Below are 14,941 nucleotides of genomic sequence, written 5' to 3'. Positions count from 1 at the left end.
TGATCGATTTTTCGAACGAGGCGCCCGTAACCATCCGCTCCGCATGATGTGCCGGCAAGGCGACGGCGCAACTCACATACGGTCCGCACTGCCCGGTACCAAGGTCTATCCTCGAGCGCCTTGGTCTAAAGGCCGTCCGGATCGGTGGGACATTCGCCAACCTGCCGCCTGCCGCTGTCTACCGGATTTCCTCAGAGCCTGCTCCCTGCTAATAGCCCCTTGCCGCGCCGGCTCCGATACGGCTGTCGACCGCACCGTTGTAGCGCGCACCAGCCCCGGCCTCGATCTCGCTCAGACTTTCGCCGCCGACGAGAATGCCGGTGGCCTGCCCCCAAATAGGCCAGCTTTCGTCAATCTCGACGTCGTGGCCCATCCCCGACAGAAGCTTGCGGGTGTCGGGCGAGAGCGCATAAGGCTCCATGAACACCTTATCCGGCAACCATTGATGGTGAATGCGCGGCGCGTCCACGGCTTCTTGAATGTTCATGCCGTGATCGATGACATTGATGATCGCTTCGAGTGTGATGGTGATGATCCGTGCGCCACCGGGGCTGCCGATCACCATGAACGGCTTGCCGTCCTTGGAGATGATGGTCGGGCTCATCGACGAAAGCGGCGTCTTGCCGGGCGCAATCGCGTTCGCCTCGCCCTGGACAAGACCGTAGAGATTGGGTGTCCCCGGCTTGGCGGTGAAATCATCCATCTCGTTGTTAAGCAGGATTCCGGTGCCGGGCGCCACCACCCCTGCGCCGAAGGAACCGTTCAGGGTATAGGTGACGGCCACGGCATTTCCCTCGTCGTCGATGATGGAATAGTGGGTCGTTTCCTTGCTCTCGGCAAAGCCCGCCGGCATCAGCACCTGCGAAACGCCTGCCTTGAAGGGGTCGATCTTGTCGCGGATCTCCTTGGCATAGGCCTTGTCGACGAGCTTGCCGACGGGGTTCTCGACAAAGGCCGGATCGCCGAGCGCCGTGTTGCGGTCGACATAGGCGTGGCGCATCGCCTCGATCATCGCATGCACGGTCTCGGCCGAACCGTAGCCGAGATAGGAGAGCGGATAGTCCTCGAGGATGTTGAGGATTTCGCAGATGATGACGCCGCCCGACGAAGGCGGCGGCGAGGACACGATATCGTAGCCGCGATAATTGCACTTGACCGGCTCCAGCTCGCGCACGGCATATTGCTCGAAATCCTTCTTGGCGAGGATGCCGCCCTTCTCCGCGCTTGCTTTTACGATCGCATCGGCAATCGCGCCCTTGTAAAAGGCATCCGGTCCTTTTTCGGCAATGCTCGAAAGCGAGGCGGCGAGATCGGTCTGGACCAGCTTGTCACCGACCGTGAAGGGTTTTCCGTCCGGCTTCAGGAAGATCGCGGCGGCGGCGGGGTCCTTCGCCAGCCTTTCGGTTTCGCCCTCGAAGGAATCGATATCGCCCTGCTCCAGCACGAAGCCTTCCCTGGCGAGTTTGATCGCCGGATCAATCAATTCTTTAAGCGGCCGCGTGCCGTAGCGGCTGCGCGCAAATTCGAAACCCATCACCGGCCCAGGCACCCCGATGGCGAGATAGCCTTCCGTGCTCAAGCCTTTAACGAGGTTGCCCTTGTCGTCGAGATACATGGATTTGGTCGCTGCAAGCGGCGCGCGTTCGCGAAAGTCGAGAAAGGTCGTCTTGCCATCGTTGAAGCGGATAGTCATGAAGCCGCCGCCGCCGATATTGCCGGCGGTCGGATAGACGACCGCAAGCGCATAGCCGACCGCGACCGCCGCATCGACCGCATTGCCGCCCTTCTTCAACACCGCGACACCGATGTCGGAAGCGAGATGCTGAGCCGCGACGACCATGCCATGCTCGGCCTTGACCGGCTCCGGCGAGGCCGCCTGACCCTTCCAAGGTGCGAGCACGAGCGCGAAGGTTACGATAAAGGACAGGGTTCTCAAGCTGGGAATGCGCATGCTTTTCTCCCGGGCTTGCGCGGAACGAGCAAAAGTGTGAGCGGTTTTCCGCCGGCATTCCGCGCTTCAATAGATAGAATCGATCACGATCATTTTCGGTTGATTCGACCCATATCATCGTGATCCGAGTTCTCAACCGTGGACTGTAGCATTGAAGATCAAGAGTTGCAGTCAAAGACGAAGCGCGCGTTCAATCGCCGGAATAGCGTTCCTCGCGCCAGGGGTCGCCGCGCATGTGGTAACCGTTTCGCTCCCAGAAGCCGGCCACGTCGCGGCCGCGAAAATCGATGCGGGTCAGCCATTTCGCGCTCTTCCAGAAATAGAGATGCGGCACCACGAGGCGCATCGGCCCACCATGCGAGCGCGTGATCGGCGCGCCTTCCCAAGCGGTTGCGAGAATTGCATCTTCACCGGCGAAGTCGGCAAGCGGAAGGTTGGTGCTATAGCCGTCATAGCTCGTCAGCATGACGTATTCCGCTTCCGGCCTGGGCATGACCCGGTCGATGAGATCGCGTGTCAGCACACCTTCCCAGCGGTTGTCGTAACGCGACCAGGTCGTCACACAATGAATGTCGGAAAGATTGTCGCTCTGCGGCAGCGACTGGAACGCCGTCCAATCAAGCGATAGCGGGTCTTCGACCAAACCGGTCACGTCGAGCCGCCAGTTTTCCAGCGTAATATGCGGCTGCTGCCCGAGGTCCAGGACGGGCCAGTCTTTGACGAGATGCTGACCAGGCGGCAGGCGCTCGGTTTCGGGCCGAGCGATGCGGCCGGTCAGGAATTTGCCGTCGGCCGCCCATCGCCGCTTGGTGGTCGTCAGTTTCGTCTCCGATACCGGTTCGTCATCGACCATGGGGCACCCGCCGTCGTTCGCTTTTATTTAGATCCTGATTTGAAGCTCGCAAGAGCGCCGCGTCAAGCGAACGCTTCGTGCGCGTTCCGCTATACGCCATTCGTGCTAGCTCATTCGGGCGAGTTCGATTGACTATCCGTACCTGCCATGACACTCTGCTGCAGTGCAGCAATGTTTGCGCGTCTGTCTTCGACGGCCACCCTGCTTAGTGAAGGTATTCGTCTCTTGCGGCTGGATGTACACGTGTCCGAATGCTCTCGCGCTTTTGTTGAAAGCATGTCCGTCGCGGCTCACCCTCGGCTCGATTTTAAAGGTTGCACCGACCTACCCAACAAATGCCGTCATTCTGGAGTTGGTGCTTTCCGCGTCGCCCCCTTTGGGTGAAGGCGCGGAATTCGATGGAACGTCTCTCTGAAGAAGGAACAGCGGTATGAAAGTCCTGTTTGCCGGCGGAAACGGATATTATCCTGAATTCAGCGGCGGCGTTCAGTCAAGCACGCACCACCTCGTCCAGCAATTGCGTGACCGCGGTCACGAGGCAGGTGTCCTTGCCGCCTTGTTCGGCGACGGCGCCTTTGGGTTCAAAACGCGCCTCAAGTTAAAGTTGTCCGGTCAGCGCGGCGTCATGGACAACTTTCCCGGATATCCCGTCGTTCGCGCCTGGTTTCCCTGGGAAGCGGCGGCCTTCGCCGTCAAGAAGCTCCAGCCCGATGTGGCGGTTGTGCAGTGCCACAAATCCGTGCCGATCGGAAAGGCGCTGCAGGTACACAATGTGCCGCTGGTCATCTATCTCAGAAATGTCGAGTTTCACGAACTCGCCGGCGATCTACGGGAATTGACGTCCGCCTACTATATCGCGAATTCGGAATTCACCGCCCGGAGCTATAAGCAGAAGTACGGCATCGACTCGGTGATCATCCCGCCGACGATCAATCCCGAAACCTACAAGACCCCGACGGCGCGCCAATATGTAACTTTCATCAATCCCTACAAGGAGAAGGGATTCGAATTGGCGGTTCGCATCGCCGAGCAGTGCCCGGACATTCCATTCCTGTTCGTCGAAAGCTGGAAGCTCTCGGACGACCACCGGGCAGAAATCGAGAAGATCATCGCGCCCTTGAAGAACGTGCGGCTGGAGAGCCGGACCAGCGATATGAAGACCGTTTACGGGCGGACCAAGATCCTGCTGGCCCCCAGCAAATGGGAAGAGGCCTGGGGACGGGTAGCCTCCGAGGCTCATTGCAGCGGCATTCCGGTCGTAGGCTCAAGGCGCGGAGGATTGCCGGAGGCGATCGGCGAAGGCGGCATCGTTCTCGACTACGACGCGCCGCTCGAAGAATGGACCGGAGCGATCCGACGCCTTTGGAGCGACGACGCCGAATATGAGCGGTTATCGGCAGCCGCATCGAACTTCGCCGAGCGTCCGCTGATGCAGCCAACGCGACAATTTGCGGCCTTCCTCGAGGTTCTGGAGCGTGCCGCCGCCGACCGTCCCTCTGCCCTCAAGGCCTCCTGAGAGAGACCGGGCATGCGCATAGGTTTCGTAGTCGGGCAGTTTCCTCTGCTCTCGGAGACGTTCGTCATTGGGCAGATGGCCGGCCTTTTGCGGCACGGCTTTAACGTCAATGTCGTCTGCAATGGGATTTCTGACTATAATTTCGCCGATCGGGAGCAGGAGCCGCTCGCGACTCTGTTGAAAGAGACCCGCGACTGGTGGGGAGCAGCGGCGCAGCTTCGTCCGGCAATAGGGCGGCTACCGGCAAGGTTTCGCGATAAGGCCTCTACGGCTCTCGATATGTCGTCGGTTGGGCGCCTGAACGAATGCGACGTTATCGTCGCCCATTTCGGGCACAACGGCGCCCGCGCGGCGCGGCTGAAGAAGTGGAAACGGCTCAGGCCGCCGATCGTCACGATCTTTCACGGCTATGACGTCGGTGTGCCGCTGCGTGAGCGAGACCTCAGGCGATACAATGATCTCTTCGAGTACGGCGCCCTCAACCTGACGGTGAACGACTTTTTCCGCCAAGCCCTGGTGGAGGCCGGAGCGCCGGAGGCAAAGGTCGCCGTCCACCATATGGGGATAGATCTGCGAAAAATTCCCTATGAGTGGAAATCGTGGCAGGGCTCGCCGCTGCAACTCATTTCGGTGTGCCGACTGGCCGAAAAGAAGGGGGTGGAATTCGCATTGCGCGCGCTCGCCAAACTTCGTGCCGGCGCACCGGGGCTTGCCTGGCACTACACGATCATCGGCGATGGCCCCTTGCGGCAGGAACTCGAAGTACTGGCGTCCGAGCTCGGTATCAACGAGCAGGTTTCATTCCTTGGCAGCCTCGCCCACGAGGACGTCAAGCAATGGCTGCGGCGATCGCACGTCTTCGTCCTGCCGAGCGTCACCGCCAGTAACGGCGATGTCGAAGGCATACCGGTAGCTCTGATGGAGGCCATGGCCGCCGGACTGACGGTCGTCAGTTCCTATCATTCCGGTATCCCCGAATTGATCGAGGACCAGAAAACGGGCTTCCTCGCGGCCGAAAGGGATGTCGACACGCTCGCGAACCGCCTGCACTTCGTCGCCGAGCATCCCGAGCAATGCGAACGCATAGCGTTGCAAGCAAGAAGGAAAGTAGAGGCCGAATTCGACATGGAGAGCCTCGACAACGATTTCGCCGAAATTCTCGGCCGTTTCGCCAAATCGAGGCTAGTCGCTTGAACGCACAAAACCTTCAACTCGGTCGTGTCGCCCTTCGCGGCGGGCTGGTGACCGGCGGTGCGCAGGCCGTGCGGATGGTCATTCAGTTCCTCTCCGTCGTCGTGCTCGCACGGCTGCTGGTGCCGGAGGACTTTGGTCTTGTCGCGTCGGTCAGCCCAATCGTCGCATTTGTCGGGCTCTTCCAGAATCTGGGGCTGCAACAGGCGGTCATCCAGCGCAAGGAGATCGAGCAGAAAGAGCTCAATCAAGTCTTCTGGATCAGCACTCTCGTCGGTCTCATCTGCACGCTGGTCGTCGTCGCCTTATCACCCGCCGTGGCCGCTTTCTACGGCGATCAGCGCATGACCGCGATCACGATTGCTGCGGCACTGCCGCTGTTGCTCGGCAGCCTCGCAGCCCTGCCGCTCGCTCTGATGAACCGCCATCTCAAGTTCGGCCAATTGGCGCTGAACGACGTCTACGCGGCCGTCATCGGACTGCTCGTTACCGCCGGCGCCGCCTATTCCGGCATGGGCTATTGGTCGCTGGTCATCGGGCCTGCAGCATCCGCCGCCGTCGCCCTGTTGGCGGCCTGGTGGGCGACGCGCTGGATGCCCGACCGGCCGGCGTTCAGAATAGACCGCGAGATCATTTCTTTCGGCGCCAATCTTACCGGTTTCAATCTCGTCAATTTCTTCTCGCGCAATCTCGACAACGTCCTGATCGGCAAGGTCTCCGGCCCGGTCGATCTCGGCTATTATGATCGCGCCTACAAGCTTCTGCTGTTCCCGCTGCAGAACATAACGCAGCCGCTCTCGCGCGTGATGATCCCGCTGATGAGCCGCATCCAGGAGGACAAGACCCGGTTTCGCGATATCTACATGCGGACCAATTGGCTGCTCGCGGCCGTCACCATGCCCGGAATCGCGGCCTTGACCTGCGCCGCTCAGCCGACCGTCAGCCTCCTGTTCGGCCAGCAATGGCTACCCGTTGCGCCGATCTTCGCCTGGCTCGGGATTGCAAGCCTCATGCAGCCGGTGTCGAGCACGACCGGCTGGATTTTCATCTGCCAGGGCGAGACGAAGACGATGTTCCGCTGGGGCATCTATTCGTCGCTGACGACGGTGCTCTCCTTCGTCGTCGGCCTCCAATGGGGCGCAATCGGCGTCGCAGCCGCCTATGCAATCAGCGGCTACGTCTTGCGGCTTCCGGTGCTTGCCTGGCTCCTGCAACGGGTCGGGCCGGTTTCCGCCGGCGACTTCCTACTCGTCCAGGGCCTCTTTCTTGTGTCGGCCCTGGTCGCCTGGATCTGCTATGGCTTGCTCTCGACAGCCCTGACCGGAAGCTCGGACCTTCTCGCTCTCGCTCTAGCGGTTTGCCTCAATTATGGGCTGGCCCTGGTGTTCGCCCTCGCCCTACGCCAGCCGCGCCAGGTTCTGTTCGACATCCTGTCGAAGGGCGCGAGCGCCATTCGCCGATAGGCTTTCAAGAAGCGGACGGAGAAGATCAGCCGCCGACATTGCCGAGGCATGCTCTTCGAGCACTGCCTTGAGGCTCGCCTCGCGATAGCGATCGAGATTGCTGATGAAGCTGTCGAGTTTGCCGCGCGCCTCCTCCACCGTTACCGTATCGATGTCGAGGAGCACATCAGCGACGCCGACGCGCTTGGCGACTTCCTTCGTCTTGAACTCGTAGGCGATCGGCAGCACCGGGGTGCCGACGCAAAGCGACATGATCATCATGTGCATCCGCGTCGCCACGACGAAATCGAACTCCCGTGCGACCGCCATCAACTGCTCCGGTGTGTGGAACGACGCGTCGACCGTCACATGGCTTGCGATCTCGGGCGCGAGCCCCGACACGATCAGATTCGCGGTCTTCGAATCGTCATGCGCGTATTCCGGCACGCCCTGGCAGGTCGAAATGAAAGTGACCTTCTTGCCATGGTCGCGCACGAGTTTCGTCGCCATCTCACGGACGGAATCGATATACCGGCCCATGCCGCCGTCGCCGCCCTTGACGTAGTGCCAGTGCCGTACGGAAATGCCAACGCGGCCGCTCGGCTGCGGGCGTCCGACATCAAGAATGCCTTTGATCCGGTCCACCTCCGCAAGCGCAAAGACGGCGTCGGCGACGACATGGCACTTCGACGGGTCGTCGACGAGATCGAGGATATGGTCGCGCGAACGAACGTCGCGCAGCAGGATCAGCGGACTGCGCGCGAAAATAGGCGGCAGCTTCCTGCGGTTGTAGGGCTTCTCGAACGGGCCAAGAGACTGGGTGAAGAAGATCGTCTTCTTGCCGAGCATCTCGCCGAGCTTGAACTGATTGATGCGCCGCTCAAGCGAATAGTTTTCGACGAGATAAGTGCCGCCGGTGGTGATCACGAGATCTGCGTCCTTGTACAGCGCAAGGCTCTTCCGGTCGTCGTCGCTGAAAAAGCGCCTGTCGAGATAGTTGCCGCTGCCGAGATGGCGTAGCGCCTGGAAGGCGGCCTGATTGTAGACCTGCTTCAGCGCATTCTTCACTGTATTGTCGTCGTATTTATACTTGAAGATCGATTCCGAAGGCAGTTTCCGAAGCTCTATGTCGGGATATTGCTCCTTCGGATACAGTCGCGCGGCGACGTCCGGCTGACTGTCGAAGACCAGAAATTCTATGTTCTCGTCCGCTATGGATTTCAATATATGCCTGATGGCGAGCAGAATTGCCGCATCGCCCGTGTTCAAGCAGACGGTATTTTCGACTACAACTTTCATGTTCCGTCGTCCCCGTGTGAAAGTCTCGCAGACATGGGAGGTATGTCGGTCGACTTGCCGCTGTGCTCTACAGCACCGTCCGCCTCGCGGGCGCACGCGCTCTAACGTCTTGAACTGCCGCACTTTCCCTCGATCAGTTCCGGTTTCGGGAGCCGTGCCACCGGTATCTTCCTTGCCTGTCCGACAACCCGCAATAGTCTTCTGTCGTGAAGTTTTGTTGAATTCATGGCTGCAGCAACCGTAATCCCGAAGCCTGCGCGGCAGGCGCCCGCTACAACAACATCAGTGGACGAGCGGCCGCAACGCCGCCTGCGTCTCCTCGAGCAGCGGCAGATAACGCTCCGCCAGTTCCGAGGCGGCGACATGGGCGGCGGGGGCGCCGATATTGAGCGCGGCGACCACATGACCACGGGCATTCATCAATGGGACGGCAATTGAACAAAGACCGAGTTCGAGCTCCTGATCGATGATCGCATAACCCTGGTCTCGAATCCGGCGCAGCTCCTCCATCAGCTCCTCCGGGTCGGTTATCGTGCGTGGTGTATTCGCCTTTAGCTGCGAGCGGCTGAGGATGTCTCGCGCCTCCGCTTCCGGAAGCGCCGCGAGCAGCACGCGGCCCATGGAGGCGCAATAGGCCGGAAGGCGGGAGCCCGGCATCAGGTTGATCGACATCACCCGGCGCTGCGAGGCGCGCGCCACATAGACGATCTCCGTGCCGTCGAGAACCGACGCCGAGGCGCTTTGGCCCGACTTTTCCGAAAGCTGGTCGAGATAGGGCTGGACAATCGTCGGCAAAGGTGTCGCCGAAAGATAGGCGTGGCCGAGCCGCAGGATTTTCGGCGTGAGCGCGAAGAACTTGCCATCATAGTCGGCGTAACCGAGTTCGGACAGAGTAAGCAGCGATCGTCGCACGGTCGCCCGTTCGAGGCCGGTGATCTTCGCAGCCTCGGCGATCGACAGGCGCGGCCGCGCCTCGCCGAAGGCTTCGATCACTTTCAGCCCGCGCGCAAAGCCACTGACAAAGTCCGTTTCCCGCATGATTTCCCTCGCATCGATTTCACCACCGATTGTGTGCGATATATGAACAAATGTCAAATAACGCACAAAATATTTGACCGCTGATCGAAACAGGCTTATTTCCGGCAAACGGTCACTGACGAACCGTAAGCAAGACGTCGGCCGGGAAACAATGGAGGGAGGAGCTGCATGGCTCGCATCTTATCGCTCGCCGAGGCGGTTGCGGAAAACGTCAGGGACGGCGACACCGTCGCGATGGAGGGGTTCACGCATCTGATCCCCTATGCCGCAGGCCACGAGGTGATCCGTCAAGGCAGGAAGGATCTGTTTCTTGTCCGCATGACGCCGGACATTCTCTACGATCAGCTGATCGGGGTCGGGGCTGCGCGCGGCATGAAATTCTCCTGGGGCGGCAATCCCGGCGTCGGCTCGCTGCACCGCTTCCGCGACGCGGTCGAAAACCATTGGCCGCGGCCGCTCGAAATAGAGGAACACTCGCATGCAGCCATGGCGAATGCATACGAGGCAGGCGCCGCAAACCTGCCCTTCGCCATGCTGCGCGGCTATATTGGCGCCGATCTGCCGAAGGTGAATCCGAAGATCAGACACATTGCCTGCCCCTTCACCGGTGAAGTTCTTGCCGCCGTGCCGGCGATCCGCCCGGACGTGACGATTATCCATGCGCAGCGCGCCGACAGAAAGGGCAATGTCCTGATCGAGGGGATTGTCGGCGTGCAGAAGGAAGCCGTACTTGCCGCCAAACGCTCGATCGTCACGGTCGAGGAAATCGTCGACGAACTCGCTCCGCCTTCCCCCAATTCCGTCGTGCTGCCGACTTGGGCGGCAACCGCAGTCGTCCACGTGCCGGGCGGCGCCTTTCCCTCCTACGCACACGGCTACTATCCGCGCTCGAACGCCTTCTACATCGCCTGGGACGAGATCGCCCGCGACCGGGACTCTTTCATCGCCTGGATCAAGGAAAACGTACTCGATGCGAAGCCCGAAGACTTCGCCAGGCATGCCGTGAAGACTTCGGCAAGAGCGGCCTAAGGAGATGTCGATGACGGATTTCACTCCCAATGAAATGATGACGATCGCCGCATCGCGCGAGCTCTCCAACGAGGACGTCTGTTTCGTCGGCATCGGCGCGCCGTCTGCGGCCTGCAATGTCGCGCGGCTGACCCATGCGCCGGAGATTACGCTCATCTATGAAAGCGGCACTGTCGGTACCAGGCCGGATGTCTTGCCGCTCTCGATCGGCGATGGAGAGCTTTGCGATACCGCCCTCTTCACCGTGTCGGTGCCGGAAATGTTCCGCTATTGGCTGCAGGGCGGACGCATTACCACCGGCTTTCTGGGCGGTGCCCAGATCGACAAATTCGCCAATCTCAACACGACGGTGGTTGGCCCCTACGATCACCCCAAGGTCCGCCTGCCGGGCGGCGGCGGCGCGCCGGAGATCGCCTCCAATTGCGGCCGCATCTTCGTCACCATGGCGCTGACAAAGCGCGGCTTCGTCGAGAAGCTGCCCTTCGTCACTTCCATGGGTCACGGCGAAGGTGGCAACCATCGCGAACGACTTGGTCTGAAGACGAAGGGACCGACGCGCGTGATTGCCGATCTCTGCATTCTCGAGCCGGACCCGGAGACGAAGGAATTGGCCGTCGTTTCGATCCACGCCGGTGTCAGCAGAGGGCAGATCATTGAGAATTGCGGCTGGCCGATCAAATTCGCCGAGAACGTTATCGAGACGCCGGCGCCGACGGAGATCGAGCTTTCAGTTCTTCGCGACATCAACGCCCGCACCAAAATGGCGCATCAGGGCGCCGGAACGGGTAAGGAGGCTGCCTGATGCGCGAGGCTTACATCTGCGACTACATCCGCACGCCGATCGGCCGCTTCGCAGGAGCCCTTTCCGCCGTGCGTGCCGACGACCTTGGCGCCATCCCGCTGAAGACGCTTATGGAGCGCAATACCTCGGTCGACTGGGAGGCGGTCGATGACGTGATCCTCGGCTGCGCCAACCAGGCGGGCGAAGACAACCGCAACGTCGCGCGCATGTCGCTTCTGCTTGCGGGGTTACCTGTCTCCGTCCCCGGGACAACGATCAACCGGCTTTGCGGCTCCGGCATGGATGCGGTGATAACTGCTGCCCGCGCGATCAAATCCGGCGAGGCGGACCTGATGATCGCCGGAGGGGTCGAATCGATGTCGCGCGCGCCTTTTGTTCTGCCCAAGGCCGACAGCGCATTTTCACGCCATGCAGAGATCCACGACACGACGATCGGCTGGCGCTTCGTCAACCCGCTGATGAAGAAGCAATACGGCGTCGACTCGATGCCGGAAACGGGCGAGAACGTCGCCGAGGAATACAAGATCTCGCGCGAGGACCAGGACGCTTTTGCGTTGCGCAGTCAGGCGAAGGCCGCAGCCGCGCAGGAGAACGGCCGGCTTGCCAGCGAAATCACCGCAGTCACCGTCCCGCAGCGCAAGGGCGAACCCGTCACTGTCGACAAGGATGAGCACCCGCGTGCGACGACGATCGAGGCGCTTGCCAAGCTGAAGGCGCCGTTCCGCGAAGGCGGTACGGTAACGGCCGGCAATGCGTCGGGTGTCAATGACGGGGCGGCTGCCCTCGTCATCGCCTCGGAAGCAGCGGCCAGGCGATACGGCCTGAGGCCGATCGCCCGCGTTCTCGGCGGGGCGTCGGCCGGCGTGCCGCCGCGCGTCATGGGTATCGGCCCGGTCCCGGCTTCGCAAAAGCTCCTGGCGCGGCTCGGGCTAACCCTGGACCGGTTGGATGTGATCGAACTCAACGAGGCTTTTGCAAGCCAGGGCCTGGCCGTGCTGCGCGAGCTTGGGATTGCCGACGACGATCCGAGGGTCAACCGCAACGGCGGTGCGATTGCGCTCGGCCATCCGCTTGGCATGTCGGGCGCCCGCATCACCGGAACGGCGGCACTGGAACTCGTTGAAACTCGCGGACGATATTCGCTGTCCACCATGTGCATCGGCGTCGGCCAGGGCATTGCGGTGGCGCTGGAGCGGGTGTGATCTCCCCCGCCACGCTGAATTTGAAGCGGGTGTAGCCCGCGCGATTTAACCGGTGATGTGGAATCCCTCAGGCGCACGCAGGGAAGAGGCGTGCTCGCTCTCGACGTTCGAGACCGACGCGCCGGGAGGACCCTTCCAAAATCGGCTGAGCATCGTCGCAATCGCTGAGTCCGGCCCGGCGATCAGAGCCGTGACCGATCCGTCGCGTTCATTGCGGACCCAACCGCTCAGGCCGAGCCGTTCGGCCTCGGCGCGCGTCCAGACGCGAAAGCTGACGCCCTGCACCTGGCCGGTGATACGGACCAACGCCGCCTTGCGATTATCCGTCATGGCTGCCTCCATCAACCCTGTTTCTGAATCTGGGGCGCACGCCGGCGAATGCAAGCGTTCCTTGCTATGCGAACGGAAGCGAGGCCAGTCGGGCAATACCCAGCAATCGCTCCTTGCTGAGGCCGTCGCGCGCGCTCGCAGAGATGCCGGTCAGCACGGCCATGATATAGTCGGTGATCGTATCGGCCCGTTCAGGTTCGGACCGCGCGATAGCGTCGCGCACGGCGGCGCGGCCTCGTTGCCACAGGGTCGTCGCCTTCTGGCATGCCACGGCATCGACGGTGCCATGCGCGCCCTCTATCACCAGGCAGCCGGGCGCTTCGGGGTGCGCGGTGTAGCTCTCGGCCGCCGCTTCGAACAGAGCTGCCAAACTATCGCCAAGCGGCCTGTCCGGCGCCAGCAGCCGCTTGAAGTCCAGCCCTTCCGTCTTCGCATAGCGCTCAAGCGCGCGAGCGTAGAGGTCCGCCTTGCTCCCGAAGGCGGAATAGAAACTGGGCGGATTGATGCCGAGCGCATCCGTCAGATCCGCTAGGCTGACAGCGTCATAGCCGTGCTTATGGAACAGAGCTTGCGCCTTGGCGATCGCTTCCTCTACGTCGAAACCCCGGGGGCGGCCGCGCGTTTTCGCTTTTTTTGTATCATTCACTACAAAATTCCTTGCGCCGATCTCATTCTCCTATTATGTATCGCTTACTACATTTTTTCTCAAGGAGATTGTCATGTCGGACTTCAATGCAAAGAAAGTTCTCGTCCTCGGTGGCAGCCGCGGCATTGGCGCGGCGATCGTTCGCCGTTTCGCTAACGAAGGCGCCGCCGTCACCTTCACCTACGCCGGGTCGAAAGATGCCGCGGACGCCCTTGCGACGGAAGCGAGCGCCACCGCGATCCGTTCCGATGCGGCGGATCGCGATTCAGTGATCGCCGTCGTTCGCGATCAGGGCGCTCTCGATGTTCTCGTCGTCAATGCCGGCACGTTGATCATCGGCGATCCGCTCGAGCTCGATGCAGACGCCGTCGACCGGATGATCGATGTTAACGTCCGCGCACCCTATCACGCGGCCGTCGAGGCGGCGCGGCACATGCCGGAGGGCGGCCGCATCATCGTCATCGGCTCGGTTAACGGCGATCGCATGCCCTTCGCTGGAGGTGCCGCCTACGCCTTGACCAAATCGGCGCTGCAGGGAATGTCGCGCGGCTTGGCTCGTGACTTCGGCGCAAAGGGCATCACCGTCAACGTCATTCAACCCGGTCCGACGGCAACGGACATGAACCCGGAAGATGGCCCGATGAGCGACTTCATGCACAGTTTCATGGCGATCAAGCGCCACGGCCGTCCGGAAGAGATTGCGGGCCTTGCCGCTTATCTCGCCGGTCCGGAAGCGGGCTATACGACAGGCGCGCTACACACGATCGACGGCGGCTTCGGCGCCTGACCCGCGCATCGCCCGCATCCGCCAAAAACGGGTGCGGGCGCCACCGCCTGGCAGGGTCGAAGCTTGTGGTCAGGCGCGCTAGAATGAGCGGGGGGCGCAGCTGTTTTGGGAACGTTCCAGGAGATGCGGCATCCAACTTGAGACAAGGAGCTCAACCATGCCCATCGCCGAAACCGACCGTTCCCTGAAGCGCCGGCTGCTTTCCGACGAAATGGAAACGTTCCGCTCGATCATGCAGACGCATAACCGCAAGCTCTATCGGATCGCCAGAAGCATCGTCAGGAACAACAGCGACGCGGAGGATGTGCTGCAGGAGGCCTATGTCCGCGCCTTCACGCATTTTGCGGATTTCCGCGGCGACGCCGCAATCTCGACCTGGCTCGCCCGCATCGTCATTAACGAGGCCTTAGGCCGCCTGCGCAAAAGGCGGCGCCGAATGAAGATGGCCGCCGATATGCGGCAGCATCAGGCGGAGATCATCGCCTTCCCGCTCAACGCAACGACCGATGATCCGGAAAAGACAATGGCACAGCGACAGATCCTCGACCTTGTCGAAAAGGCAACCGATCATCTCCCGGACACCTACCGGAGCGTTTTCATCCTGCGGGCCATCGAAGGGTTAAGCAACGAGGAGACCGCGACTCTGCTTGCCCTTCGCCCGGAGACGGTCAGGACAAGGCTGCATCGGGCACGCCACCTCATCAAAGAGGAACTGGAACAGCAGATCGGACCGCTTCTCCTCAATGCCTTTCCCTTCGCGGGCAAGCGCTGCGAGCGTCTGACCAAGGCCGTGCTTTCCCGCATCTCGCGCCAATTACCGGGAAGCGACGGCAAGTAATCTGGAACGTTTCGCCC

14 protein-coding genes are annotated in these 14,941 nt (G+C 61.4%); 8 read left to right on the top strand and 6 right to left on the bottom strand.

The genetic code is table 11. The features are described 5' to 3' along the window. Positions 1-208 precede the first annotated feature (208 nt). Together ggt and PYH37_RS09325 are read right to left on the bottom strand one after the other, a co-directional pair. Positions 209-1,951 (bottom strand): gamma-glutamyltransferase, encoded by a 1,743-nt coding sequence (ggt, locus tag PYH37_RS09330; RefSeq protein WP_280731139.1) that lies wholly within the window; start codon positions 1,949-1,951, stop codon positions 209-211. A 190-nt stretch (positions 1,952-2,141) separates the two neighbouring features. Beyond that, a complete protein-coding gene (locus tag PYH37_RS09325; protein ID WP_280731138.1) occupies positions 2,142-2,804 on the bottom strand; it encodes a sulfite oxidase-like oxidoreductase in 663 nt (220 codons plus the stop codon). Between the two features lie 430 nt (positions 2,805-3,234). Here PYH37_RS09325 and PYH37_RS09320 point away from each other — a divergent pair, with 430 nt between their 5' ends. The 3 genes from PYH37_RS09320 to PYH37_RS09310 are packed head-to-tail and all read left to right on the top strand — an operon-like array spanning position 3,235 to position 6,974. Next, positions 3,235-4,320 (top strand): glycosyltransferase, encoded by a 1,086-nt coding sequence (locus PYH37_RS09320; protein ID WP_280731137.1) that lies wholly within the window; start codon positions 3,235-3,237, stop codon positions 4,318-4,320. Between the two features lie 12 nt (positions 4,321-4,332). Beyond that, positions 4,333-5,514 carry a glycosyltransferase gene (locus PYH37_RS09315; protein ID WP_280731136.1) on the top strand — a complete coding sequence of 394 codons (1,182 nt, stop codon included), beginning with the start codon at positions 4,333-4,335 and terminating at the stop codon, positions 5,512-5,514. Next, complete coding sequence (locus tag PYH37_RS09310) at positions 5,511-6,974, top strand: lipopolysaccharide biosynthesis protein (protein WP_280731134.1); 1,464 nt, start codon at positions 5,511-5,513, stop codon at positions 6,972-6,974. Before PYH37_RS09315 ends, PYH37_RS09310 begins: the two co-directional genes overlap by 4 nt. On the opposite strand, the gene PYH37_RS09305 is transcribed toward PYH37_RS09310, so the two are convergent. Continuing rightward, positions 6,909-8,252 (bottom strand): polysaccharide pyruvyl transferase family protein, encoded by a 1,344-nt coding sequence (locus tag PYH37_RS09305; RefSeq protein WP_280731133.1) that lies wholly within the window; start codon positions 8,250-8,252, stop codon positions 6,909-6,911. The genes PYH37_RS09310 and PYH37_RS09305 overlap by 66 nt on opposite strands. Positions 8,253-8,534: 282 nt before the next feature. Beyond that, positions 8,535-9,290 (bottom strand): IclR family transcriptional regulator, encoded by a 756-nt coding sequence (locus tag PYH37_RS09300; protein WP_280731132.1) that lies wholly within the window; start codon positions 9,288-9,290, stop codon positions 8,535-8,537. Between the two features lie 168 nt (positions 9,291-9,458). Here PYH37_RS09300 and PYH37_RS09295 point away from each other — a divergent pair, with 168 nt between their 5' ends. From PYH37_RS09295 to pcaF, 3 genes are read left to right on the top strand one after another with little or no spacing between them, the layout of a single operon-like run. Next, complete coding sequence (locus PYH37_RS09295) at positions 9,459-10,319, top strand: CoA transferase subunit A (RefSeq protein ID WP_280731131.1); 861 nt, start codon at positions 9,459-9,461, stop codon at positions 10,317-10,319. A 10-nt stretch (positions 10,320-10,329) separates the two neighbouring features. Continuing rightward, complete coding sequence (locus tag PYH37_RS09290; RefSeq protein ID WP_280731130.1) at positions 10,330-11,121, top strand: CoA-transferase subunit beta; 792 nt, start codon at positions 10,330-10,332, stop codon at positions 11,119-11,121. Continuing rightward, entirely contained in the window at positions 11,121-12,323 is a 1,203-nt protein-coding gene (gene pcaF / locus PYH37_RS09285) for a 3-oxoadipyl-CoA thiolase (RefSeq protein WP_280731129.1), read from the top strand. The genes PYH37_RS09290 and pcaF overlap by 1 nt, the downstream gene beginning before the upstream one ends. A gap of 45 nt (positions 12,324-12,368) precedes the next feature. Here pcaF and PYH37_RS09280 read toward each other — a convergent pair whose 3' ends face one another. Then, the gene (locus tag PYH37_RS09280; RefSeq protein ID WP_280731128.1) at positions 12,369-12,653 is read right to left on the bottom strand and encodes an acylphosphatase; all 285 of its coding nucleotides are present in this window, start codon (positions 12,651-12,653) and stop codon (positions 12,369-12,371) included. 64 nt (positions 12,654-12,717) lie between these two features. After that, a complete protein-coding gene (locus tag PYH37_RS09275) occupies positions 12,718-13,299 on the bottom strand; it encodes a TetR/AcrR family transcriptional regulator (RefSeq protein ID WP_280731127.1) in 582 nt (193 codons plus the stop codon). Between the two features lie 73 nt (positions 13,300-13,372). Here PYH37_RS09275 and bdcA point away from each other — a divergent pair, with 73 nt between their 5' ends. Together bdcA and PYH37_RS09265 are read left to right on the top strand one after the other, a co-directional pair. After that, a complete protein-coding gene (bdcA, locus tag PYH37_RS09270; RefSeq protein ID WP_280731126.1) occupies positions 13,373-14,086 on the top strand; it encodes an SDR family oxidoreductase in 714 nt (237 codons plus the stop codon). 130 nt (positions 14,087-14,216) lie between these two features. Then, positions 14,217-14,924 (top strand): RNA polymerase sigma factor, encoded by a 708-nt coding sequence (locus PYH37_RS09265; protein WP_280736688.1) that lies wholly within the window; start codon positions 14,217-14,219, stop codon positions 14,922-14,924. Positions 14,925-14,941: the final 17 nt, after the last annotated feature.

The organism is Sinorhizobium numidicum, assembly GCF_029892045.1.
GTDB classification, from domain to species: Bacteria; Pseudomonadota; Alphaproteobacteria; order Rhizobiales; family Rhizobiaceae; genus Sinorhizobium; species Sinorhizobium numidicum.
Note: the sequence above shows the minus strand (reverse complement) of the source record. Positions and strands in the feature narration are given on the sequence as shown.

Coding starts and splice junctions, on each gene's coding strand:
- PYH37_RS09325 (WP_280731138.1), bottom strand. CDS start 2,804: ATGGTCGATGACGAACCGGTATCGGAGACGAAACTGACGACCACCAAG.
- PYH37_RS09320 (WP_280731137.1), top strand. CDS start 3,235: ATGAAAGTCCTGTTTGCCGGCGGAAACGGATATTATCCTGAATTCAGC.
- bdcA (WP_280731126.1), top strand. CDS start 13,373: ATGTCGGACTTCAATGCAAAGAAAGTTCTCGTCCTCGGTGGCAGCCGC.
- pcaF (WP_280731129.1), top strand. CDS start 11,121: ATGCGCGAGGCTTACATCTGCGACTACATCCGCACGCCGATCGGCCGC.
- PYH37_RS09305 (WP_280731133.1), bottom strand. CDS start 8,252: ATGAAAGTTGTAGTCGAAAATACCGTCTGCTTGAACACGGGCGATGCG.
- PYH37_RS09295 (WP_280731131.1), top strand. CDS start 9,459: ATGGCTCGCATCTTATCGCTCGCCGAGGCGGTTGCGGAAAACGTCAGG.
- PYH37_RS09300 (WP_280731132.1), bottom strand. CDS start 9,290: ATGCGGGAAACGGACTTTGTCAGTGGCTTTGCGCGCGGGCTGAAAGTG.
- PYH37_RS09280 (WP_280731128.1), bottom strand. CDS start 12,653: ATGACGGATAATCGCAAGGCGGCGTTGGTCCGTATCACCGGCCAGGTG.
- ggt (WP_280731139.1), bottom strand. CDS start 1,951: ATGCGCATTCCCAGCTTGAGAACCCTGTCCTTTATCGTAACCTTCGCG.
- PYH37_RS09315 (WP_280731136.1), top strand. CDS start 4,333: ATGCGCATAGGTTTCGTAGTCGGGCAGTTTCCTCTGCTCTCGGAGACG.
- PYH37_RS09290 (WP_280731130.1), top strand. CDS start 10,330: ATGACGGATTTCACTCCCAATGAAATGATGACGATCGCCGCATCGCGC.